At 63.3% G+C, this 23,965-nt stretch carries 20 protein-coding genes; 15 read left to right on the top strand and 5 right to left on the bottom strand.

Going from position 1 to position 23,965, the window contains the following annotated elements:
- Positions 1-41: 41 nt before the first annotated feature.
- The 12 genes from AC0VX3_RS15395 to AC0VX3_RS15450 all read left to right on the top strand — a co-directional run bounded on the left by AC0VX3_RS15395 (position 42) and on the right by AC0VX3_RS15450 (position 17,210).
- On the top strand, positions 42-1,415 hold the full coding sequence (locus tag AC0VX3_RS15395; RefSeq protein ID WP_475521245.1) for a DUF6004 family protein: 1,374 nt from the start codon (positions 42-44) through the stop codon (positions 1,413-1,415).
- 28 nt (positions 1,416-1,443) lie between these two features.
- Positions 1,444-2,370, top strand: coding sequence for a class I SAM-dependent methyltransferase (locus AC0VX3_RS15400; protein WP_475521246.1), 927 nt, complete (start codon positions 1,444-1,446; stop codon positions 2,368-2,370).
- A complete protein-coding gene (locus AC0VX3_RS15405; RefSeq protein WP_475521247.1) occupies positions 2,367-3,731 on the top strand; it encodes an ABC1 kinase family protein in 1,365 nt (454 codons plus the stop codon). The genes AC0VX3_RS15400 and AC0VX3_RS15405 overlap by 4 nt, the downstream gene beginning before the upstream one ends.
- Before the next feature lie 5 nt (positions 3,732-3,736).
- Positions 3,737-4,267, top strand: coding sequence for a hypothetical protein (locus AC0VX3_RS15410; RefSeq protein ID WP_475521248.1), 531 nt, complete (start codon positions 3,737-3,739; stop codon positions 4,265-4,267).
- Positions 4,268-4,287: 20 nt separating this feature from the next.
- On the top strand, positions 4,288-7,254 hold the full coding sequence (locus AC0VX3_RS15415; protein WP_475521249.1) for an AMP-binding protein: 2,967 nt from the start codon (positions 4,288-4,290) through the stop codon (positions 7,252-7,254).
- Positions 7,238-11,524 (top strand): beta-ketoacyl synthase N-terminal-like domain-containing protein, encoded by a 4,287-nt coding sequence (locus tag AC0VX3_RS15420; RefSeq protein WP_475521250.1) that lies wholly within the window; start codon positions 7,238-7,240, stop codon positions 11,522-11,524. The genes AC0VX3_RS15415 and AC0VX3_RS15420 overlap by 17 nt, the downstream gene beginning before the upstream one ends.
- A gap of 84 nt (positions 11,525-11,608) precedes the next feature.
- Positions 11,609-12,946 (top strand): aminotransferase class V-fold PLP-dependent enzyme, encoded by a 1,338-nt coding sequence (locus AC0VX3_RS15425; protein ID WP_475521251.1) that lies wholly within the window; start codon positions 11,609-11,611, stop codon positions 12,944-12,946.
- A gap of 177 nt (positions 12,947-13,123) precedes the next feature.
- Positions 13,124-14,257, top strand: a complete 1,134-nt coding sequence (locus AC0VX3_RS15430) for an amidohydrolase family protein (RefSeq protein WP_475521252.1) — start codon at positions 13,124-13,126, stop codon at positions 14,255-14,257.
- A complete protein-coding gene (locus AC0VX3_RS15435; protein WP_475521253.1) occupies positions 14,250-14,930 on the top strand; it encodes a class I SAM-dependent DNA methyltransferase in 681 nt (226 codons plus the stop codon). Before AC0VX3_RS15430 ends, AC0VX3_RS15435 begins: the two co-directional genes overlap by 8 nt.
- Entirely contained in the window at positions 14,927-15,694 is a 768-nt protein-coding gene (locus tag AC0VX3_RS15440) for an SDR family NAD(P)-dependent oxidoreductase (protein ID WP_475521254.1), read from the top strand. Before AC0VX3_RS15435 ends, AC0VX3_RS15440 begins: the two co-directional genes overlap by 4 nt.
- Complete coding sequence (locus tag AC0VX3_RS15445) at positions 15,691-16,476, top strand: sulfotransferase-like domain-containing protein (RefSeq protein WP_475521255.1); 786 nt, start codon at positions 15,691-15,693, stop codon at positions 16,474-16,476. The genes AC0VX3_RS15440 and AC0VX3_RS15445 overlap by 4 nt, the downstream gene beginning before the upstream one ends.
- A gap of 2 nt (positions 16,477-16,478) precedes the next feature.
- Positions 16,479-17,210, top strand: coding sequence for a class I SAM-dependent methyltransferase (locus tag AC0VX3_RS15450; RefSeq protein ID WP_475521256.1), 732 nt, complete (start codon positions 16,479-16,481; stop codon positions 17,208-17,210).
- Positions 17,211-17,284: 74 nt separating this feature from the next.
- Here the strand turns inward: AC0VX3_RS15450 and AC0VX3_RS15455 are convergent, their stop codons facing one another.
- Positions 17,285-17,620: a S8 family serine peptidase gene (locus AC0VX3_RS15455; RefSeq protein ID WP_348147674.1), complete on the bottom strand. Its 336-nt coding sequence runs from the start codon at positions 17,618-17,620 to the stop codon at positions 17,285-17,287.
- A gap of 201 nt (positions 17,621-17,821) precedes the next feature.
- Complete coding sequence (locus AC0VX3_RS15460; RefSeq protein WP_475521257.1) at positions 17,822-19,381, bottom strand: S8 family serine peptidase; 1,560 nt, start codon at positions 19,379-19,381, stop codon at positions 17,822-17,824.
- Between the two features lie 247 nt (positions 19,382-19,628).
- Here AC0VX3_RS15460 and AC0VX3_RS15465 point away from each other — a divergent pair, with 247 nt between their 5' ends.
- The 3 genes from AC0VX3_RS15465 to AC0VX3_RS15475 all read left to right on the top strand — a co-directional run bounded on the left by AC0VX3_RS15465 (position 19,629) and on the right by AC0VX3_RS15475 (position 22,102).
- Entirely contained in the window at positions 19,629-20,516 is an 888-nt protein-coding gene (locus AC0VX3_RS15465; protein ID WP_475521258.1) for a HalD/BesD family halogenase, read from the top strand.
- 142 nt (positions 20,517-20,658) lie between these two features.
- Complete coding sequence (locus AC0VX3_RS15470; protein ID WP_475521259.1) at positions 20,659-21,489, top strand: class I SAM-dependent methyltransferase; 831 nt, start codon at positions 20,659-20,661, stop codon at positions 21,487-21,489.
- A 154-nt stretch (positions 21,490-21,643) separates the two neighbouring features.
- Positions 21,644-22,102 (top strand): SRPBCC family protein, encoded by a 459-nt coding sequence (locus AC0VX3_RS15475; protein WP_475521260.1) that lies wholly within the window; start codon positions 21,644-21,646, stop codon positions 22,100-22,102.
- Positions 22,103-22,162: 60 nt separating this feature from the next.
- Here the strand turns inward: AC0VX3_RS15475 and AC0VX3_RS15480 are convergent, their stop codons facing one another.
- The 3 genes from AC0VX3_RS15480 to AC0VX3_RS15490 all read right to left on the bottom strand — a co-directional run bounded on the left by AC0VX3_RS15480 (position 22,163) and on the right by AC0VX3_RS15490 (position 23,940).
- On the bottom strand, positions 22,163-22,372 hold the full coding sequence (locus AC0VX3_RS15480) for a hypothetical protein (RefSeq protein WP_342894792.1): 210 nt from the start codon (positions 22,370-22,372) through the stop codon (positions 22,163-22,165).
- A gap of 42 nt (positions 22,373-22,414) precedes the next feature.
- Positions 22,415-22,624: a dodecin domain-containing protein gene (locus AC0VX3_RS15485; RefSeq protein ID WP_342894793.1), complete on the bottom strand. Its 210-nt coding sequence runs from the start codon at positions 22,622-22,624 to the stop codon at positions 22,415-22,417.
- Positions 22,625-22,908: 284 nt separating this feature from the next.
- The gene (locus AC0VX3_RS15490; RefSeq protein ID WP_475521261.1) at positions 22,909-23,940 is read right to left on the bottom strand and encodes a hypothetical protein; all 1,032 of its coding nucleotides are present in this window, start codon (positions 23,938-23,940) and stop codon (positions 22,909-22,911) included.
- Positions 23,941-23,965: the final 25 nt, after the last annotated feature.

The raw sequence follows: 23,965 nt of genomic DNA on the forward strand, positions 1-23,965 counted from the left end.
GCACCCCGATCCAAATGGCGAAATGAAAGAGGTACGAGGCCATGGCATACATCTCAGACGACAAACGCAATCCGAACGCCACGCGCGCCAAGTCGATGCGTGACGGCCATGACGAAGTCAACCGGCGCAACGGCGGTGGTATGGTCGGCGCCCGGGGGTATGAAACCTATGAGTCCCTCAACATCGAGCCGAAGCCGCTCCGGCCCCATATCCTGGCTGCCGCGACCGTCGTCTTCGGGGATGACTATTATTCCGGAAAACGCGAAACGATCAGCCTGTCCGGCTTTGTCCAGCTGAACAAGTGGCCGATGGAAGGTTTCAACCACCGTGTTGATTCAGATGGTTACGCGGAATTCGACCTTGAGCTGATCAGCGCGCCCGAAGTGGGCATCAAGGGCTACAGCCACACCCTGAACGACCGGATCCAGGTCCTGTCCAATCCCTACCTGCCGAACACAGGGCATGTGCGGCAGATCGTTCCGGGCCAGAACTTCCCTGCGCAGTTCTTCATCCGCCGGTTCGGTGTGCTCGAAACCAGCACCATGCGTCTTGCCCATCGTGACGTGATCGCCATCGACGGAGTGGTCGACGGTATTCCTCCCTACAAGCAGCCGCTGACCACACCGGTTCTTGGCGCACCTTTCGGCGACGGTCCGGGCACGGTCATCACGGCCCCGAACGTCGTGCGCGGCATCAACCTGCCGGAAGCCTGGTACACCGCCAACGCCATGAACCAGGCCACCGGCATCGTTCCGAAGGTATTCTTCGCCGAGAGCTTCGGCCCCTGCATCTCGATGCTGGTCGATCCGTCGCTCATCATTCAAAGCTCCGCCGAAGCCCGTGTCGAACTGGAAATCGATGGCCAGACGGAAGTCCTCCAGCTGTTCGGTGACCACAAGCTCGCCGCCGGTACGGAAATCCTGCTGTTCGCGCCCGAAAAACACAAGGGCAAGGACGGGATCCAGGCCCAGCTTGCCCGTGTCGCCATGAGTGGCGAGAGCAAGCTGCTGGGCGGGCGCGTCATGTTGCGTGTCAGCTTCTTCAAGGTTTCCGGCGGCGCTTATGGCGAGGGCGGCGAAGTCACCGTGGAAGCGGCGAGCCGCAGCGGCGAAATTGCCTTTGACACCGAGTTCGAGGTCGTTTCTCCCGATGGTCCGCTTTACGGAACCAACCCGGTGCTGGTCCGCGGCCACCTGCCGACCGGCGACGTTGCCGGGACCGAACTGCGCATGGAGGGCCCGGACACGGCAATCATCGATGAGAAGCGCAACATGCGTGGCCGTCTGCGGAATGTGACCATCGTTCTGGGCGAGTCGATCGTCGGGCGCGAAGCGGTCATGAACAGCACCGGGTTCGAACCGGACCTGGGGCACGACGATCTTCCCATGCCGTCCCAGATGCCGGCGGCTGAATGACCGCGTACCGGTCACGAAAGAGCGTTGAATGAATACGCACGCACAATCCATCTATCTGGACCCCCGGCTTGGCCAAATGCATCAGGTGATGCTGGGGGACCGGACACGGCTTGAAGCGTATGACAAGGCACTGGCGCGTGATGTCCGTCCCGGCGATGTCGTGGTCGATGTGGGCGCCGGATGCCTGGCCCTGACACTGCTAGCCCTGCGCCATGGCGCGGGGCACGTCTATGCCATCGAAGGTGATCCCGCCACGGCGCGCATCGCGGGCGCCATTCTGGCGGACAACGGCATCGCCGACCGGGTGACGATCGTGGAAGGAGACGCGCGGACCGTCTCGCTGCCCCGGCGCGCGGATGTTCTCGTCAGCGAGATGCTCGGCAACATCGGCCCGGAAGAGGAAATGGGTGAGATCCTCGCCATCTGCGCGGAGCGTCATCTGAAACCCGGGGGGGCAATCATCCCGCAGCGGCTGACCACGGTGATCAACGCCATTCGTTTCGACGGCGAGAGTTGGGGGGTCTGGTCGGACGACCTGGCAGGATATTCGCTGGCAGCGGCCCGGCCCTTTCTGGGGTCCTCGGCTCAATTGCACTTTTTTGCCCGCCCCCCGGAGCTGTTGAGCGAAACCACGGCGCTCGCGGCGATCGATCTGGGGCGGCTACCGGGCGCCCTGCCCGAACACTGTGACATCGACATCATCCGGCCTGGTCGGCTGGACGCGCTCGCACTCGCCTTCGAGGCTGATTTCGGCGACGGCATTCGCCTGTCGAATTTCCCCGGTTATCCCGGCTGCAATTGGGCGGTTTTCATCTGGCCCCTGGCCTCGTCACTGGTGGCAACGGGCGACGTTCTGCGGGTGTCGATCCGGCCCGGGGCATGGGTTCGCGATGCGCTGTCCTGGCAGATCGACTGCGGCATCCGCAGAAGCACACAGCGGGACCTGCAGCCATGACCCATTTCCCCCTGTTCGGAACCCGGGAACGGGCGGAGCCCCGGCGGACTGCAAGCCCCGGCCCGAGCGCCCATCTGGCCCGGGCGGCCACCGTTCTGGCCCTGGTGTCGATGCATTGCGCGGCAACGGTGCCTGTCTACCTCGTCCGCCGCGTCCTGTCCGGCCGGGCCGCGGCGCGGCTACACTACTGGGAACGGCTCCTGTCCCTGGTACAACGGCTCGGCCCGACCTTTGTGAAATTCGGTCAAATCCTGTCCACCCGGCGCGATGAACTGCCCGCTGATCTGTGCAACGTACTTGCGCGTTTGCAGGACGATGTCGATCCGCTGCCCCCGGCGGTGGCGCAAGCCGAACTGTCAGGATGTTACGGCAGTCCGCTGTCCGGCACATTTTCCGAAATCGACCTGATCCCCATTGCCAGCGGCAGCGTGGCTTCGGTCTACCGCGCGCGGACCGGCAGCGGAAAGGACGTGGCGGTCAAGCTGCGCCGTCCACGGATTGACAGGATCATGGCCGCGGACCTGGCCCTTGCTCGGGCGGGCGCCCGGCTCCTTGCCCGTCTTCCCGTCTTTCGCAATGTCGCGGTTGTCGAGGTGATGGAAAACATCGGCGACGCGATTGAAATGCAGCTCGATTTCGCGCGTGAAGCAGATTGCCTGGACCGTATCGCGGACATCGTCTCCATCGTGCCCAGGGTCTGGGTTCCCCGGCCTGTGCGGGCGCTGTGCCGCGAGAACGTGGTGGTCATGGACTACATTCCCGACCTGTCCCGCGACGCGGTGGAAACACTCAACGCCGGTCTCAGGAGACGGCTGGCCGAAACCACGCTCACGGCAACCTACACGATGCTGTTCATCGATGGTTTCGTCCACTGCGACATGCATCCCGGCAATCTCTACTTCCGGCGCAGCGGCCAGGTGGTCATCCTGGATGCCGGGTTCAGTGTCAAGCTGAGCCAGCGCATGCGCAGCCTGTTCGCCGAGTTCTTCCTCGAAATGGCCTGGGGCCGGTCCCGGCGTTGCGCCGAGATTGTTCTGGAAAGCGCCACCAACCGGGGGCCGCCTTCGGATCACACCTCGTTTCTGGAAGAAATGGCCGATCTGGCCCGGCGAAATCACAACCTTCCAGCCAGCCAGTTCAGCCTGATAGCGTTCGCCGGCGAGATGTTCGATCTGCACAGGCGTCACGGTTTGCGGGCTGCGCCCGAACTGGTGTTTCCCCTGCTGGCGCTGCTCGTGATCGAAGGCATCGTCCGCAAGCTTGATCCGGACATCGATTTCCAGGAGACGGCGAAACCTGTTCTGACCCGCGCCATCTTTTCGGAACGCGCCGCGCCGGCATCGCACCAGCAGGGAGGATGAGGACGATGGATGCCGCCGTCGAGAACTTCCGGCCCTCCATGCCGTCAACGCTGGAAGACATGGACGCCCACATTACCCGAGCGCTGCTGCGCGCAAACGTCAGCCGTTTGCTCGAGATCGGAGGCGCCAACTTCGACCGCGCCGCAATGATGGCGCAACGTGACGGACGTTACGTCTGTGTCCGGCGGCATGATCCGGATGCCTTCCCTGAAGTGCCGGACAACACGATGGTGCTGTGGGAAGATCCGGACTGGTGGTGCGGTGGAGACATCGGTTTTCTTGACGCCGCACTGGTGACGAATACGCGTCAAATCAGACGGTTCGAACAACTTCTTGAAGTGATATGGAATCAATTGCAGCCCGGTGTCATGCTGATTGTCGCCGAGGCCTGCGCAGCCTGTCCGCAGGAGCCGGCAGCCGGTGATTTTCTCCGTACCGCGGCCCAGATTCACACCAGCCTGACCTATGCGGGTTTCATGGTCATCTCCATGGAGGACGCAATGGATGGCGTCGTTTTCGGCGCCCGCAGAACATGAACCGGACGGCGCCACATTCCTTGACAGGCCTCGTTTCGCTTCAGGCAACGCGCCGGGCCGATGCACCTGCCGTCAGCACACATGAAGAGACGATCAGCTACGGCATGCTGGAGGCCCGCGCCTGCGCGTTGGCGGACTGGCTGTGCCGGCACGGCGGCACGGCGCCGGTCGGCATTCTGGACGACCGTGGTCCGGACCGTATCGCGGCAATGCTCGGGTGCATGAAGGCCGGCCGCGCCTATGTGCCGCTCGACCCGTCCTTACCCGCAAAGCGCCTGCAGGCGATCGCCCGTCACGCGGGCCTGGAAACCGTGGTAGCGCCCGCTTGCAGCAGCAGTCTGCTGCCTGGGATGCTCCAGCCACTTCGGCTCGGGATTGAAGACCTGCCTGCCGCGCCCGGCCGGGTCTCCCTCGACAGCCGGCCGGACACACCGCTGTACCTGCTCTACACGTCCGGCTCGACCGGCGCGCCCAAGGGCGTCGCGATGTCCGAGGGGCCTCTGCGCAATCTTGCCGGCTGGCACCGGACTGCACTGCCCCTGACACCGGGGGACCGGGTGCTCCAGTATGCACCGCTCGGGTTCGATGTCGCGACCCAGGAAATTCTGACGACCCTGTGCGGTGGCGGCGAACTTGTCCTGACGGACGAACCTGTCCGCCGCGACCCGACACAGCTTCTGGAGCTTGTCTCAAGACGCGGCGTTTCCAGGATATTCCTCCCGGCTCACGCGCTTGGTCTGATTGCCGCGGCGGGTCTTGCCTGCCCGCAGGTGCTGTGCGATGTCATTACCGCCGGCGAGGCACTTGTCGTCACGCCGGCCATAGAGGCCTTTTTTGCAGGCGGCCACTGCCGGTTGCACAATCATTACGGGCCCACCGAAACCCATGTTGTGTCGGCTCTGACGCTCAAGGGCGATCCCGCCTGCTGGCCCAGGCGGGTGCCGATCGGCCAGCCGATCAGCAACGTCGAAATCAGTTTGCGCGACAAGAAACTGGCTCCTGCCGGGCCGGGCGAAGACGGCGAAATCTGTATCGCGGGAGCAGCGCTTTCCGACGGGTATCACCACGAACCGGAGTTGACGGCAGCGTGTTTCCCGAACTGCCCCCGATCCGGGAAAAGGCTCTTCCGCACCGGTGACATCGCCCGACAGGGCCCGGACGGTTACGCGTTTCTGGGGCGCCGCGACCGGCAGACAAAATTGCGCGGGGTTCGTATCGATCTGGATGCAGTTGAAACCGCGCTCGGATTAAGCCACGCGGTCGAGGCCGCGGCCGTCGTGCAGCAAGAAGCATGTGGCGGTCTGCGTGCCTTTGTGGTTCCGGCGCAGGAGGCCCGGGATCGGGTGGCGGAAGACCTGCGCCGAACCTGGCTCAACCGGGCGCGAACCCTTTGGGACAGCGTCTACAGCGAACTGCCTGAGAGCACGGATTCCCGTACGGATCCGCGCGGCTGGCGTGACAGCACGCGGCACCATTCCTATTCACAGTCCGAACTGGGCGACTGGGCCGACGCGACCGCGGCGCGCATTCGCGCGCTGGGTGCCCGCCGCCTGCTTGAGGTCGGCTGCGGCAGCGGCATGCTGCTGACACGGCTCCTGGACCACTGCACGTTCTACGCCGGCACCGATATATCGCCACAGGCGCTTGAAGAGGTGAAAACCGCCTGCAGAAAACTCGGTCTCGACACCAGCCGACTCAGCCTGGCGTGCCAACCCGCCCAGACACCGTTCGCTGAATGCGACCGGTCCTTCGACTGTGTCCTGTTGAATTCGGTGGTGGAACTGTTTCCGGACCGCGCCTATTTCCAGTCCGTACTCGAGACCGCGATTGCGCAGACCGGCAAGGGCGGACTGGTTTTTCTGGGCGATCTGCGCAATCTGACATTGCTGGAACTGTTTCACACCAGACTGGAATGTGCGCGAGCTGACCCTGCCGATCTTGCAGTGGAGGTGTCGCGGCGGGTCACGCAGCAGACTGGGTCCGAACAGCGCCTGTTCGTTGATCCGGACTACTTCCGGCAACTGGCGCGGCTTTTCCCACGTGTGGCAGGTGTCGAATTCGCGCTGCGCCGCGACCGCCACCACACCGAAATGTGTCTCTACCGCTACGATGCCGTGCTGCATCTCGACCATGTCGCGGGTCTGGACCGACCAGTGCGCACATATGACTGGCCGGATTGTCCGCCTTTGAGCGCATTGCGCTCATTCTGCGACGCGGGGTCGGTTGTCTGTGTTACCGGCATACCGAACCGGAGGCTTTCGGAAGACGTTGCGCTGCAGGCGCAATTGAACGCGGCGGCGCCTCAGGTCACCATGCAAACCATCCGTGAACGGGCCTCACCGGACCCGGGCGCACAGGATCCCGAGGACCTGTTCGCCCTTTCGGGGGATGGCAACGAATGCCGCGTGTCCTTTGCTGCCGGATGCAAGTCGGGCAGCCTGGCGCTTTGGATGTCCAAAGGCAGTCCGCCTGTTGAGCCCGCCGACCGGCCCTTGAGAAATCCGACGGTCCTGAACGACCCGCTGGGCCGGGACATCGAACGGGTCCTTTCGCGCAGAATACGTCAGGATTTGCGAGGCGGCCTGCCGGACGTTATGGTCCCTTCCGAGATCCGGATCGTTTCCGCTCTGCCCCTGACCCGGTCGGGCAAGATCGACCGGAGCAGACTTTCCGTTCAACCGGTCTCCCGGACCGTCATCCCTGCCCCGGAACTCGCCGAACCGCCGTCCGGACCGGCCGCGGTGATCCTGCGTTGCTGGCGCGAAATACTGGGGACGTCCGAAATCGATATCGACCTCACCTTTTTCGATCATGGCGGCTCGTCGCTGCAACTGGTGGAACTGTTCCTGATGCTGAAGGAGCAATTGTCCGGACCGTTCGAGCTTGTCGATCTGATGCGCTGTCCCACCGTTCGCGGCCTGACGCAACATCTTTGCGAAAGCGGTGGTTCCGTTCCCAGGGCAAAAGCAGATGAAATCCACGCGTGACAATTCGGTAGCGATCATCGGCATGGCCTGCCATCTTCCGGGCGTGGACACGCCCGAGGACCTCTGGCGGCAATTGATCCGTCAGGCACCGGACGACGACGATACCGCCCCGAGCCATGCCTTGAAGACAATTGCGGCATTCGATCCGCGGTTCTTCGGCATTTCCGAGCGGGATGCGGTTCTGATGGACCCGCAACACCGGCATTTCCTGATGTGCGCACACGAGGCAATCGAAAATGCGGGCTCGGACACCTTCGGCAGCGGCGCGGACATTGGTGTTTTCGCGGGTTGCGGCTACAGCAGCTACGCCCTCGACACTTCGGAAAATCTCGGAACCGCCCGTGTCAACGGCTTTCCGGAGACTTCGACGGAGCTGCAGATGCTGCTTGGCACTGCGGGAGCCTTCCTGTCCGCGCGCGTGTCACATGCGCTCAACCTGACGGGTCCCTCCGTGAACGTCCAGGCGGCCTGCGCGACCGGGCTTGTGGCGGTTCATCTTGCCTGCCAAAGTCTGCTCGCAGGCGAATGCAGCATGGCGTTGGCCGGAGCCGCCGCGCTCCGCCCGAGCGTGAACCGGTCGTCCCGGCCTCAAGCCGGCATGATCCTGTCTCGCGACGGCATCACGCGCCCGTTCGACAGATCCTCCGACGGAACGGTTTACGGCGACGGAGCCGGTGCGGTCCTGTTGAAACCCCTGAGCGACGCCTTGCGGGACGGCGATCCTGTCCACGCGATCATCCGGGGCTCGGCGGTGACCAATGACGGTACGTCCGCGCTCGGCTTTGCCGCGCCATCGATTGAGGGTCAGTCGGAAGCGATACGGCGCGCACTGAAGGCCTCCGGATGCGCTCCGGATACAATCGGCTATATCGAGACGCACGGGACCGGGACGCGGCTGGGCGATCCGATCGAGGTGGCGGCTCTTGCCGAAAATTACGGAACGGGAACGCGCACCGGTCCGTGCGACCTGGGTGCTGCGAAAGCCACGTTCGGCCATTCTGCGGAAGCCGCTGGCATGACGGGACTGATCGCTGCGACACTGGCACTGAAACGGCGAACGGTGCCTGGCTTGCGTCATTTCACCGAGCCCAATCCGGCATTGGACCTTGACGCCGGCCCGTTTCGCATCAGCACGGCCTCCCGCCCCTGGACACTACCGGGGGTTCCAAGGGCCGGTGTCAGCGCTTTCGGCATGGGCGGCAACAATTGCCACATGATCCTTGAAGCGCCCGCCGATCCGCCACCGGAGAAGCAATCGGTTCGAGGACCTGGACTTGACGCTGCCTCCCTCCCTGTCCTCCTAAGTGCGCGCAGCGCCGAAGGACTTCGCCGGATGTCTCGGCGATTGCGGATGGCACTGGCGCAGGACCGCGCTCTCCAACCCTCGGACATTGCCTTCACAATGGCGACGACCCGGCGGATGAACCGCTTCCGACGGGTCTTTTCCGTTACCAGGCGAAGTGACCTCTCACATGCGCTCAAAAAAGCGGAAACCACCCCGTTCCATGTGGCTCCGCCCACGGCACCATCTGGCCTCGCGTTCCTGTTTCCGGAGACTTTCGACCCAGAGGACGGGGGGCTCCGTTCCCTCCGCAGCTCTCACAGGGGTTTCCGCGATACGCTGGAACGCGTTGACGCAATTTTGGTGGAAATGCCCGGCGCGGAAATGCCGTTTTTGAATGAGCGGCTGCAACAACGGCCGACAGGGAGCTCCGGCTCCGACAGCATCGCCACTTTTGCCATTTCCCTGGCCCTGACGGAGCTCTGGACAAGCTGGGGCGTTCGCCCTGACCGGATTGTGCCTGCCGGACCGGGGAAGGACATTGGATCTGTCCTTGAGGGACGGTGCCGGATCGAGGACGTTCTGATCGCCCTGTTGCGCAACCGGGATGCCGATCAGGTTCAGGTCCGCCGCGCCGCAGGTTGTGGAAGCTCCGGTCCGAGTGTCCTGGACACTCCGGCGTATGGTGGCTGTGCCACTTCCCCACGGGATGTGATGGGGGATCTTCGCCAGGAAGGTATCGGCGTGGTGCTCGATTTCCGGCCGGACATTGGCCGCGACGATCCATGGCGTGCCACCGGCTCCGGTCAGGTGCTTCACGTGCTCGCCTGCCTCGGCAATCCTTCAAGCGCGCTATGCCAGTTGTTCGAACGGGGCGTGGATATCGACTGGAGAGCCTGCTTCGGTGCGGACGCCGGCCGCAAATGCCATCTGCCACCGACCCCGTTCGAACTTGAGGACCATTGGCCGGCGCCCCACGCAAACGCCGGAGCAGCACCGGCGGCACCGCTCAGCCCGGGAGCGCGCATCGTTTGCCTGAATGCAGCCGCCCGAGATCATATCCGGGCGGCCTTTGCCGATCTTGGTGTGCTTGGAGATCACCACCGCGTCGAGCGATCGCGTCTGCGTGATGTGGTCGCCGCCAGGCACCTGTCCTGGGCCGAACGTCTCGCCGACATCCACGAGCAGCAGGACACCGGCCCTGGTCCCTCGCCGGGGTCCGGCCGGACGGGCCTGATTCTCGTGGAGCGGGTCGGCGCGCGGCTTGCCGGGATCCTGCGCGGCGACGAGGACGGCCGGGAAGCCCTTTTTCCCGGCGGACGCGACACGCTTCTCGCCCGGTTCTACCGGAGCGATCTCAGCTTGCGGGCAAGCAACCGAGCGGCGGCCGACATTGTTGCAGAGCTTGTCCGTACCAACGTGGGGCCGCTCCGCGTGCTGGAGATCGGGGCAGGCACACTCGCGACCACGCTATCCGTTCTCGGCGGAACACCGGACGGGTCCCTGGACTACACGGTCACGGACATCGGCCAGTCCTTTGTGGCCAGGGCCCGGCAGCGGCTGCGCGGCCGGGCCGAAGTGTCTGTCTCGCGTCTCGACATCGAACAACCCGCCGCCGCACAGGGTTTTGCGGATGGCGCCTACGACGTGGTGATCGCCGCCAATGTCCTGCACGCGGCCGGAAATGTTCGGCAGGCTCTTGACCACGCCGCCGCCCTCGTCCGTCCTGGCGGAAGACTGATCCTGATCGAGGGTATCGCCGCAAGGCCATGGATAGACATGGTCTTTGGTGCCTTGCCCGGCTGGTGGCGGTTTCAGGACCACGATCTTCGCCTCGGCCATCCCCTGCTGGCAACCGAAGACTGGACAAGACTGGCCGCCAGGGCCGGTTTGACCCTGCAGGAGACCAGAACGTCTTCAGACCTGGTTGGTGCCGACGCGGTTCCACAGGCCCTCATGTGTTTCGAGAAAACCGGGATCACGGCTGACTTGCCCGAGGCAAAGGTCCGGCCCGTTGCCGGAACCGGTTCGCTGGCACTTGTCACCCGCCTTTGCGCGCGACTGACCGGAGTGAACACGCAGCAATTCGCCGCCGACAGGACCTTCGAGGATCAGGGGCTGGATTCACTCACCCTGCTCGAGCTCCGCGCCGCGCTCGAAAAGCAGATGTCCGGCGCGGTGCCGGAGATCTTCGGCGATGACACGCCGGCGCGCCTCGCCGGACGTTTCTTCACCGTGTCGCCGCTGTCTCCGACGCCCGGGGCCTGCCGTCTCGTCCGGCTGTGCGGTGTTTCCGGAGGGGAGCCCGTCATCGCGATGCCTTCGGTGCTGGAGACCACAACCGGCCTAAAAGACCTTGCGGCCCGGCTGGCCGGTGCGGGCGCGGTGTTCGGGGTTGACCTGGATCCTGGGCTGGAGGCTGCCATTGCCGTGCGCGCCGCCGCGATTGCCGCTGAGCTGCGCGCCGCGTTCCCTCAGGGGCGGGTTAACCTCGTCGGTCATTCCTATGGCGGCCTACTCGCCCATGCCACGGCTCAAGCGCTGCAGAAATCCGGCACGGCGGTCAAACTTCTGGCGATCCTTGACATCCCGGCGACGCCGGCTTTCGGATCGGGATTTCCGGCCTTCGGCAGCCTCGATACGGCGGGTGCAGTTCTGCCGGCGCACGGTCCCGGGTCCGGCAGGCCGGGCAGGCTCTCCAGCGACCTCGCGGCGCGTTATGCCGCCAACCTTGCGGCCCTGGCGGACTTCCAGGCGGCGCCTGTCAGCGCAGACGAGGTGGTGCTGATACGTGCCCGGACGCGGCTCGCCGAACATGATTTCCTGCCGGACAGGGAGCAGTCACGGAGCGATCCGAGCTGGGGCTGGCAACGTTTCAGCGACAGCAAGGTGAGCACCGTGATCGTGCCGGGCAATCACATGACGATGCTTGATCCACCCAATGTCGACATTCTCGCGGACAACCTGCTGATCCGGCTCAACCGGTAAACGCCGCAAGGCAGGAGAAGCCTGACGCGGGCATCGGCGTAAACTCCAGAGAGACCCGCCCAGACATTGCGGAAAGGCACTCCGATGCATGACTTCTTCGATCGCCTGCAACAACTCGGCGTCGTCGAAACTCCGATCAGAACACAAGCCAGGCCGCCAGACGTCACGAAATATCTGAACGGCTGCGCGCTCGGCAGCGCACTCGGAACCGGCGGATCACTGGACGGGGTTGCCCATCTCTTCTCGCTCGATCCGGGCCTGGTGAACATGGATGCGAGCACGGTCGGCGCTCCCCTGCGCGGTCTGCATGAGGCAGACGAGCCGATCTGCAGCACATTCGGCGGGATCCGCGCCAACCTGGCGCTGAGCTTCGGCTGCGAGACGGACGAGATCGCGATCACCAACAGCACCACGGATTCAATCTCCAAGATCCTGCTGGGACTGGACCTTTCCCCCGGAGACGAAGTTGTTGTGACGGACAACGAACATTTCGGCAGTCTTGCGCCGCTGGCGGTCCTGCGCGACCGGCTGGGCATACGCCTGAAAGTCGTGACGCTCCCGTTCGGCCACGATCAGACCGCGGAAGACATTCTGGCGCGGTTTGAACAACAGGTGTCCGACAGCACCAGGCTGGTTCTGTTCTCGGCGCTGACCGCCAATCTCGGTACGCGGCTGCCGGTGCGGGAAATCGCGGGTCTGGCACAGCGGCACGGCGCGATTACGCTGGTCGACGCTGCTCATGTGCCCGGCATGCTGGACATCGACTTTCACGACTGGGGTGCCGATTTCGCGGCCGGCTCCGGAAACAAGTGGCAATGCGGTCCACCCGGCACGGGTCTCGTCTACATTCGCAATCGCGTTCTGGCGGAATACAACCCCAATCCTCTGCCGGTATTCTGGCCGGCAGCGTCGATCTGGTATCCACTCGAAGGCGGCCTGCCGGCGCGCACCAGCGGCCGACACCCCACCTACGATATCGCGGAGTATGTCCAGAACGCCGGCGCCGCCAGCATCGCCCGGCTGCAGGCTCTCGAGACGGCCTGCGAAATCTGGCAGGCGCTCGGACGCAAACGGATCGAGGCAGCCATTCTGGGTCTGTCGACCAGCCTGCGCGACCGGATCGTGGCTGAGCTGGGATCCGGAAACCTGTTTTCACCGCATGGCGACCCGAGGCTGTTGAGCGGGCTGACCGCCTATAATCCGTTCCGCGATGCCGGCGCAATCTTTGACCCGACACGGATCGACCGCTTTATCGCCCGGCTGGAAACGGACCACGGCATCATCGTCAAGCGGGTCGATTTTCCGCTGCACGGCCGGACAGCCAGCGCGGTTCGCGTTTCGACGCGCCTGTATCACCGCTCTGACGATCTTGACCGGTTCATCGCCGCGTCCACGCAGACAGCGCGTCGGGAGTGCGTCTGACCGCCAGCTTGCGGGTCACCACGGGATTTCCTGAAGGTCGGCGGCTCCGACAACCACCGTCACACCAGAAGCCGATGCAGCAATTCAAGAGTAGATGAAGCCTTGACTGCAAGATTACCGTGAGGTCGCCGGGGCCCTGCGGTCTGGATACCGGCATTATCTGGCGGAGAGATACCCATGGGCTTTGTTATCGATGTAGACGGCCACGTTCTGGAACCCGCGGACTTGTGGGAAAAAAATCTTGCGCCCCGTTTCAAGGAGCGTGCCTTGCGAATCCGGGTCGATCAGGACGGAGCCGAATACCTGGAAATTGCCGGACGCAAGTCTCAGATCGTGCAAGGCGGGTCTCTGGGGTCCTTCGGCACGCTGGATGACGACATACGCCAGAAGTGGGACGATGAAAAAGTCGAGACCGGACCTTCCTATGAAGGGCATGTGCCCCCTGCCGCGCGGGACATGAAGGAACGTCTGGGCTGGATGGACCGTGAAAAGATCGATGTTTCGCTGATGTATCCGTCCCTGGGTCTGGGCTGGCAGAGCGAATGCGAGGATGCCGACCTGGCCCTGGCCTATTGCCAGGTCTACAACGACTGGCTGAACGACATCTGCAAACCCTATGCGAGCCGCATCGTTCCGATCGCCATGGTCCCGCTGGCCAATATCGAACAGGGCCTTTCGGAACTGAAGCGCGCCGCGGATCTGGGAGCCCGTGGTCTCTATCTGACGCCCGTGCCGATGAGCGGAATTTCCTATGGTGGTGCCTGTTACGATCCGATCTGGCGCGAATGCGAGGATCGCGGAATGCCGGTCGCCTTTCACATCAGCAATTCGCCGCTTCATGCGGGGCGCCAGCTCCACGAGACTACCTTCGGCCGCAACACGTGGTTCCTGAACATGATGTATGCGGTGGATTGCCAGATCGCGCTGGCTTCCATGTTCCAGGGCGGTGTACCTGAGCGTTTTCCCGGTCTGTCGATCGGAGTGCTTGAATCCGGTTGCGGCTGGATTGCCCATTTTGTCGACCGGATGGACCGGGCCTATGAAATGACCGGGCACCACATCATGAAAATGAAACCGAGCAGCTATTTCGCGCGCCAGTGCTGGGTTGCCGGCGAAACCGACGAATTCACATTCGACGCCATGGTCAACCTGCTCGGCGCACACAAGTTCATGTGGGCATCGGACTATCCCCACGAAGAAGGCCATGCCGATCCGGTGAGAACCTTGCAAAAGACGCTGTCGCACCTGTCCGAGACCGACCGGGACCGGATACTCGGCGGCAATGCCGCGGAGGCTTACCACATTGGCTAGCGGGCACACCGGAACCGCGGCTTTGAACGAGGCATTGGCGCGTATCGAGTGGGTTTATGCCGCCGACGGCGCGAAAGACCTAGGGGATCGATACGACATTTGGGCGGAGGTGTATGACCGGCATGTGCAGGAGGCACTGGGATATACCGGTGCGCAACGCGCGGCGGCGGAACTGGCTCGCCTGCTGCCGGCATCGGCCCGGGTGCTGGATGCGGGTGCCGGGACCGGGCTCGTCGGTGCCGCGTTGAACGCTCGGGGGTATTCGCGGATCAGCGCGGTCGATCTCTCTCCCCGGATGATCGGGCAGGCCCGCGCAAAAGCGGTTTATGACGGTCACGTCGTCGCCGACATCGGTCACCCCCTGCCCTTCGGTCCGGAGTTCGATGCGGTCATCGCATGCGGCGTTTTCACGATCGGACACGCCCCGGCCCGTGCCATCGGCAACCTCCTTGACGTGCTCAGGCCCGATGGCCTTCTCTGCCTGACCTTGCGGGCGGACAGCACGGCAGTGCGTTTTCATGAAGAACTGTCCCGGCTGGCGGCGCTGAAAAGAGCGACCAGACCGGAGTTCTTCCCGTCATTTCGCTGCTTTTCCGAAGACACGGGGTCCACCAGCCTGCAGATCGTGCTGTGCCGGCGCCCCGGCTCCGGCGCCGGAGACATCGGACCATGAGCAAGGCACTCGCGGGACGGGTGGCTGTTCTGACCGGTGGCACCGGCGGTATCGGCGCGGCGGTCGCAGACCGGCTCGCGGAGGCAGGAGCCGAGGTCGTGATCGGCTCCCGAAAGGCCGGCGACGGGATCTCGGGACACGACATCGATGTGCGTTCGACCCGATCCGTCGACGCCTTCATGGACAAGGTCCTCAAACGACACGGGAGGATCGATATTCTCGTCTGCGCGGCCGGCAGTTGCCACAGTGCCGGCCTGGGCATGCTTTCGGATGCCGACTGGGACGACGAGATCGGGACCATGCTGTCCGGCACGTTTCGATGTTTGCGGGCCTGCCTGCCGGTCATGATCGATCGCAACTGGGGCCGGATCATCTCGATCGCGTCCGATATCGCCCTGCTCGGATCGGCGGAATATCCCGCCTATGCCGCTGCGAAGGCAGGGGTTGTTTCGCTGACACGTTCCGCGGCACTGACCGGGGCACGGCATAATGTGACCGGTAATACGATCAGTCCGGGCTGGGTCGACACGGCCATGGCGCGCGCGGCCATCGGCGCTCTGGCCAGGACGGAACAAGTTGAACCGCAGGCGTTGCTGGACGCGCTGACGCGACTCATGCCGCGCTGCAGGCTGGTGGATCCCGACGAGATCGCAAGCATTGTCGTTCACCTGTGCCTGGACACGTCCGGCGCGATCACGATGCAGGACATTGCAGTGGATGGCGGAGCGCGCTGGTACATGGATCGTCTGGAGGTCGCACAATGACAAAGCCTCTCGCCCTGTGGTGCCACGCCCGGGCAAGGTCGACCGCGATGGGCAGAATGATGTTCGAGCGGGGCGATCACCAGGTGTTCGACGAACCCTTCGCCCGCCCCTATTATTTCAGCGACCAGCGGATCAGTCCGCGCCGCACGGATGTCAGCCCCGATCCGGGTCTGCGGTTCGACCATATCCTGCGGCAGGTGCTGGACGCGGCCGCGGACAAGCCGGTGTTCGTGAAGGATCACGCCTATCATGTGGTCCGGCATGTGACCCCTGCGTTTCTCGCCCTGTTCCGCAACAGTTTCCTGATCCGTGATCCGAACGAGGCGCTTCCCTCGCTTTTTGCGCGCATGCCGGACATGAGCGACGAGGAAACCGGCTACGCCGCCCTGGTCACGATGGTTGAGGCGGTGGAACGCACCGGAGAAACGCCGGTCGTGATCGACGCGGCCGACATTGTTGCCAGGCCGCAGGATACGGTCGCCGCGTGGTGCGCGGCGGTGGGCTTGCGCTATCGGCCGGATGCCTTGTGCTGGCAACGGGGAATTCCCGATGCTTTCGGCGCCAACTGGTGGGGCGATCCGAGCTGGCACCGGCATCTGTCGGCCAGCACCGGGTTCTCGGAGAACCGGCAGCGCGATTATCCGTCGCCGGACGACCATCCACGCCTCCGGCGCGCCTGTGAGAACTGCCTGCCCCACTATCACAAGCTGAAACGCCTGCGTCTCCGGATCGCCGGCGACGCCCGGGACTCAATTGCGCAAATGCCTGTAGCGGAGACCTGACCATGCTGTTCGAAGACGCTTTGTGGACCGGGAAATGGCAACACACGCCCTATCCGAAACTGATCGAGGGGCGTGTACCGGATGTGGGAAGTGTCGGCTGCGACGACGAGCCGGTTTCCTCTCTGTGGTGCGCCTGTCTCGCTCAGGCCATGGGCCCGCATTACCGGGAGGGCATGACCGTTCTGGATTACGGTTGCGGGTTCGGCCGGTTTTTCAATTTCCTGACCGGACGTCTGATTGATTTCCGGTACTACGGACTTGAAGTCGAAGGGACCCCGAGCAAGCACGGAGACGCCTGTCTGGACTATGCCGGCCGCACGTTCGGCGCGGATCCGAGAGCCCGATTCGGCGCGATCGAAAGCGCGCTCGAAGCCCAGGCCATCCGGGAGGCCGACGTCGTCCTTCTGGGCAGCGTCTTTTCGCATATCGACCGGGTTATGATGGATGCCATCTTCCGCAAGTTCCTGCCTGTGACGGATGCTGGAGGCGCGGTCGTCTTCTCGGTGATGATCGGCGATTCCTACGCGGCAACCGGCCCGGGTTTCCTGCTCGACATGGGCCCTGCGTTCTACCAGACCGTCACATATACCGACGCCGACATTTCCGGCTATGTCCGGGACCTGGGGCTTGTGCCGACCCGCGCCGAAACATTCCATGCGCCCCGCGAAAAACAGCCGCATCATTCTTCCGGCGGAAACATGCAGACCATCTATCGCGTCGAGGCGCCGCGCTGATTGACCGGCATCAACCAATGGCCTGCCGCCGCGCCGAATTGTTCATGTATTTCGAATTGTGGGACAAACGTCGCTCAGCGCGCACCCAGCGGTTCGACCAGAACCGGTTCGGCGAAGGACACCTGGTCGAGCCCGTTGAGATCCATGGCTTTTGCGAGGGCCTGGTCTCCCGCCCCGCTGACCAGATACAGGCCGCCGAAGCCGAGCTTGCGCCGGACATGCAATCCATGATCGGCCAGCAGGCGGGCAATATCGTCTTCAGACAAATGCGCGTCGAACTGCACGGTCAATGCGCCTGTCACAACAAACAGGCCGCCGTGTTCACCGGTCGCAAGGGGCAGAAAGGCGTCTTCGTCCCTGCCCTGGGGAGCTCCTGCGACATGCGGCACCACGGCCCAACCCGAGTCCACAAGGCTCTGCAACGATCCGGCAGGCAGGTTTCCCGGAAGCGGAGAACCGGGTGCCAGAGGTCCCGGCGCCCCACCAGATGTGTCTGCTGAATGCGCGGGGCCGGGAGGAGAAACGTGGACATCGTTCACGATTTCCATCCCGGAAAGGCGCCTCAGGATTTCTTGCTTGCGATCGGGAATGGTCCCGTCCTCCCTGCCCGCCTAAACACCGGCCCGTGCGGCCTCGACAGCCCGTCGGGCGCTGATGCGGCCCCATCCGAACCTTGCATTGCGCCCCAGGATGTAGGGCAACGTGCCGATCTTGTCGCACGAGTCGCGCATCATCTGACGCAGTTCCCGGGCCGTCAACTGACTGTTCACCGACAGCATCAGGGCGGCCACCCCTGCCGCACAGGGCGCCGCGAACGAGGTGCCGTGCTTGAAACCGTAGCCACCGTTGCCCGACGGCAACCGGACGCGCGCGCCAGTGGCGAGGAACTCGAGTTCGCGCCCGTAACCCGAAGAATCGTCGGTGTCGGCCTCCGTGGACCGGCCGATGGCAATGGTATCGGGATGGGAACAGACTTCGTCGGCCCCGATCGGGTAGTTGCCATTGGTCGACGCCCAGAATACGGGGCATCCCAGCCCGCCGCGTCCCTGCGTGGCCGCGAATTCGATAGCAAGCCGCAGCGTCTCGCTCATCCGCCAGACGGCGCCATCGGGCCCGAGCGAACAGCATATCACGTCGGCTCCGGTCTCCGTGCGGCCCTCGAGATCAGGCCGCGCGGCATAGGCAATCGCGCGTCCAAGGGTCGACTGGGTCCCGACCTGGTCGTTGAGGCAGGAAATCCCCATCAGCTTCGATTCGAACGCCACGCCGCAACCGCCGAAACCGTTTCCCTTGATCGCGGCGATCATGCCCGCCGTCGCCGTGCCATGGTCGCCCTCCGGCATTCCCAGAGTGCCCGGGACAAAATCCGCGTCCTGAAAGTCGGAAGTTGTCCGGAAGAACCCGGATCCTGCGGCAAACGCAAGATCGCCGTGATCGGTCTTGAAACCGTTGTCGATCATCGCAACCCTGACGTCGGTGCCGAGGGACATGTCCCAGGCGGCCTCGCAGTCAATCGCCTTGTGGTGCCACTGCTGAGCGAACAGGGGATCGTCGGGTGTCAGCCGTCCGCCGACCTGTTCGATGAAGTCCGGTTCGGCGAAGGTCACCTTGTTTTCGTCCAGCAGGTTCAGGCACTTCTCGACTGCCGGCGTGCCATCCAGAACCAATGCGCGCCAGACACCCTGCGGCAGGCCGGATCCGGCAAGTTCCAGAAGACCGGCGCGGTCCATGATCAGCTTCCGGTCCGCCTCCCGCGTTTCCAGGTCGAAACCGATCAGCACACGTCCCGTCTCCAGAAGGAGGCGCCCGTCGTCGACAAAGACCCGGCTGACGGCTCCGTTTCCGCCCCGCGCCCGGCGTTCGTCCAGGGACGCGTCCAGGAGATCGCGCCTCGGATAGAAAAAGAGCATGCCGGCCTCCGCGAACCGGGCGACCTGGTCCTCGTAGCCGCAGGTCCTGGAAAGGAAGGACGTGGCCGACGCAAAGACGTCTTCCGCGGGCACGTCAAGTCTTGCCCGTGTTTGCGCATCTGAACTCGCGAAAGCACCGCTGCGCACTGCAACGGACACATCGACGCGCGGAACTCCCGGCTGCGACGGCAGTATATCGGGAAGCGCCTCGAGGCGGGACAGGCGCGCGAATGTGCGCTCCTTGTTGCTTTGCGAAACCATGACAGCTGCCTTTCAGATCAGCAAAATCTAGGGGTCCGCCGCCCCTGGCATCTTCTCCCAGGTTGCGCAGCGCATGTCGGGTCTCCGGCCGGCAGTCGCCGCCCCAGCAGGCAATTCAGGAGAAGACCCGGCCCGGCAAAAGAAGCACCGTTCCAGAAGCGCCGATATTCGCAACACCCACCAACCGCCGGGCGCAGGCCCCGATGAAGACCAAGGTGAAGACCCGGATGAAGACAAGGAGACGACCGTGGCAATAGCCAGCAGCCAGTCAGCCAGCCGTGCTGAAAACGAACGGCGTTTTGAGCGACTGGCGCATTACATCGACCTCGATCAATACCCGATACACGACCTGTCGAGCCCGCGCGCGGCTGCGCTTATCGAGCGGTGCCACGAAATGATGCGCGCGGAAACGCTGTGCGTGCTGCCCGGTTTCCTGACAGAGGCCGCGACACGGGAAATGGCCCGGGAAATCGAGGCCGTCGAAGGCGAGGCTCGCCCCAACAAGTACCCGGCCACCGCCTATGGCTGGAAAGACAATCGCGGCTTTGCGGAGGACCATCCGCGCCGGCGGCTGCACCTGCGCGATGTCGGTATCCTGACAACCGAGCAGCTCGCTGCGGACGGACCTTGCCTCGATCTGTTTCAATTCGACGAACTGACCGAGTTCGTACGCCGTCTGCTCGATCTCGATACGCTGTATCGCTGGGCTTGCCCAACTCTCGGAGTGATGATCAACGTCATGCGTGAGAACCAGCGGTTCGGCTGGCACTTCGACGCGAACGAATGGGCAGTGTCGCTCATGATCCAGGAGGCGGATGTCGGTGGAACCTTCGACTACGTTCCCCTGATCCGGACTGAAGACGACGAGAATGACGAACGGTTGCGGCGTGTGTTCGACGGCGTCGATACGCCCCGGTCCCTGAAAATTCCAACCGGTGCCTTCACCCTGTTCATGGGACGGCGCTCCCTTCACCGCGTCGCGCGGGTGGGTCCGACGGCACGGGCACGGGTGACGCTGCTGTACAGCTACGACCAGTCCGCAGACATGGTATCGCCCGAAAGCGTCTGCCTGAGAGTGAAGCATCCCACGGCCGATCCCTTCATGGGTCTGGAGAGCCTGGAAACAGACCCTTGATCCGCTTTTAAGGAACGCACACCGTGTCAAAAACTCCTGACGAGCGACCGCCGAATGTTCGACAAAGCGGCCGCCGCTGTCCTGCGTTCGCCAGACCAGTTCCGCAACCAATTCAGCGTCAAGGGTTTCCGAAATGAACGAAATGCCCATTGTGCAAAAGGACCACCGGGCCGCGGACGGCGGCGGGTTCTTTGACCTTTACCCTCAATTTCTGGAGACCAGCCAAACCGGCGCCGACAGGGACCGTCTGAACGAACGCCATCGTGCCATAATCGATGACAATCGCGACATCATCCAGGGCAGCCGCCTGCTTGATATCGCAAGTCACGACGGACGCTGGAGTTTCGCAGCCCTCACGGCGGGCGCGCGCCATTGCACCGGCATTGAAATCAGGCCCTACCTGGTCCGAAACAGTGTCGTGAACATGCAAACCCAGCAGATCGCGGACGAACGGTACACGTTCCTGTGCGGCGATGCCCTGAGCACGATATCGACACTCGAGGCCGGACAGTATGACGTCATCATGTGCCTCGGCTATCTCTATCATACCGCTCATATCCCCTTGCTGATCCAGGAGATCTGCCGACTGAAGCCGGCACACGTCATCGTGGATACACAGGTCGGCGTGCCCGTCGGGTTTCACGAACCGCCCGACTGGCTGGAACTGTCGAAAGGCATCTACGGGAGGTTCTTCATGGAACAGCTCACCAGATTTCTTTCCGAGCAACCACTCATACTGCTGCACGAAGATGAAACCCAGCGCGAGGGCATGTCGGTCGATACCAGTACCAGCGACCCCTGGGTTCCGGTGGGGTATCCGACAAAGGGCGCCCTGGAGTTTCTGCTTGGAAAGGCGGGGTATGGCGCATTCAGGTATTACGACTGGTTCGGCGCGGATCTGGCCAATCCGGTGCCCCTGTTCGATTATCGGAACGGCTACCGGGTGACCATGAGGTGCAGTGCAAAGGCCTGACGGCTCTCATCCGGCGCCGGGTATGGAGGCCAAAGGGCCCAGTATCTTGAGGTTTCCGCCTCGCGACTTTTTCCTTGGGGCGCGCGCTGTGGGAACCAAACAGCGTTTCGGGCGTTTGTTAAGATGATCCATAGGCAACCGCAGAGGTCAGGACATGGGAAAGCCTATTTCCGTCAAGGTCACGCAGAAATTCGACGCGCCGGTGGAAGACGTCTTCAACGGCTGGATCGAGCCCGACAAGGTGCGAGACTGGATGAGCGACGCGTTGCAATCGATGGGTTTGACAGGCGAGATCGCCCGCGTCGAAATCGACCCGAGGATTGGCGGCAGGTTCCTGTTCTGCGACATGCGTGACGGCGAGGAATTCTGCCACTGGGGCACCTACCTGGAGTTCCAGCCTCCCAATCGGCTCGTGTTTACGTGGAACACACCCGACTCTGACGAGTCAGACCCCTGCAACGTCTACCTGACGATCGCGCCGGATGGCGCCGGCAGCATCGTGACGATCGACAACGAGATCGATGAAAAGTGGCAAGACTACATCAAGGAAACAAAGTCCGGCTGGCAAACCATCCTGCAGGCAGAGGACAGGATTCTCAAGGAACAGAAATAATGCGCCCCGTCCGGGTCGCAGATGACGGCAAGCGTGACGGGGCCGTTTCCGGAACCGTGCCTAGTCATCCGTTTCGTAGACAATGCGCACCGTGGATCGGAATTCGATCTCGCGGTTTTCGGTTATCACGACGTAGAAAGGCGGTGAGACTTCCACGCCGCCGATGTCACCTGGCACGACGGTCTTCGCCTGCCTGATCGCATCCCGGTAGGTGTCGGAGAACGTCTTTCTGGAGACCCCGACAAAGTCCTTCACCTTGAACGTGCCCATTTTCCGAATTCCTCGTGATGACTGAAAGCGCGAAAAGGCCGGTTATTTGTTCGACCTGTAGATCAGGCGCACGGTGTTGCGGAATTCAACCTGCCCGTCGCTGGTCAACGCGACATTCCACGGTGGGTCGATCTCGACACTTTCAAGACGGTCACCGAGCGTCGAAAGCGCTTCTTCGACGGCACGCCTGATCCCCGCTGAAAACGATTCCCGTGACACCGCCACGACATCCATGACCTCGAATTCCTGCATACCGGTCTCCCCTGGTGGACGGCCCGGCCGTCGACGTGGTTGTTGCGGTTTGCGACACATTGCTGGCGCCGCCCGGAGGTCGTTCCCGCCCGGCCTTGCATCCCGGATCGCCGCAATACCGCAAAGGTGACGCAGGCCAAGCCCCTCCGTCTTCTCTCAAATTGCTTATGTGCCAGGGATACGGCTTGCCGTTTCGTGGCGGGAAAACGCCAACCGGTTGCGCGGCTTGTGCAAAGAAAGGGGGATGTCATGTCCTGCAAGGGCACAGAACCGATAAGACCCGGTCAATTGGCTGACAGGGCCTGACGCGCGACCGGTTGATCCAGGACGGCCGCCATGATCCACGGCGCGTCCGGCAGATCCGTTGCGGCCCGGGCGAGGCGCTCGGCGAACGCTTGCGCCGGGACGTCATCGAAGGTCCGTGCGACCGTGATAACCTCGATGATCGCTGCGTACCATAAAAGAGGCTCGGTCGATCTCCCGCCGCGCAACAGGGGGATGACCGCAGCCCTGAACCCGGCAAGATCACCGCGCAACGCCTTTTCCTTCAAGCCAATCCATTTGTGCGCGAAGGGAGCGAATTCGCTGCCTCCGCAAGACCCGTGCGCGCGGATTAATCGGAACAGACCGGCTGCGCTGTCAGCGGGTGCCTGGGCAAGTGCGACCGCGATTTCACCGCAGATCTTGTCGAAATAGAACGACAGGACCGGGGTGGAGGCACAATCGAGCACCTCCCGCCTGGACACTAGTTCAGGCGCCACCGGGTCGGTGCGAAACTCGATATAGTCGAGGAGCATGGCGCCCAGCCTTGCCGCCGCCCCGTTTTCCGAAAGCCGCGTGTGAACCCGCATCAGGTTGTGGCAAAGCTGAAGTCTGTGCACGCTCAACAAAGGCAGGTCGTGCGCCCCCACAAGCGTTTCATCGAGCGCCGAAATTTTCAGAAGCAACGCGCGGGCGCCCTCATAATTGCCCAGGCGGTAGGCCAGATAAGCGTCGGCCGGCGGCAGAAAGACATCCATCAGCATGCAGGCGAGCGGCGACAGGGCGCGCGACCGCGCGACTTTCCAGATCTCCTTTGAAAGCCGCTGGGCCTTTGCGAGGTCATCGGACCTGGCCGCCTGCAGCGTGTCCTTGTGCCATTGCGCGCAATGCTTGACGAACTGACATTCGTGTCGCGGCAACCTGGCGGAGACCGTTGTCCACAGTGCCTCGCTGAACTGGCGCAGGGGAGCCGCCTGATCCTCGTTCGCAGGCGCGCGTTTCCCCTGTTCAAAGGCTTCCAGCAAGCCCGGTTCGCCGAAGTCCGCCCAGATCATGAATAGGCCCTCTCACCTGCCCCTC

This window comes from Roseibium sp. QJM3NY_11 (assembly GCF_056173175.1).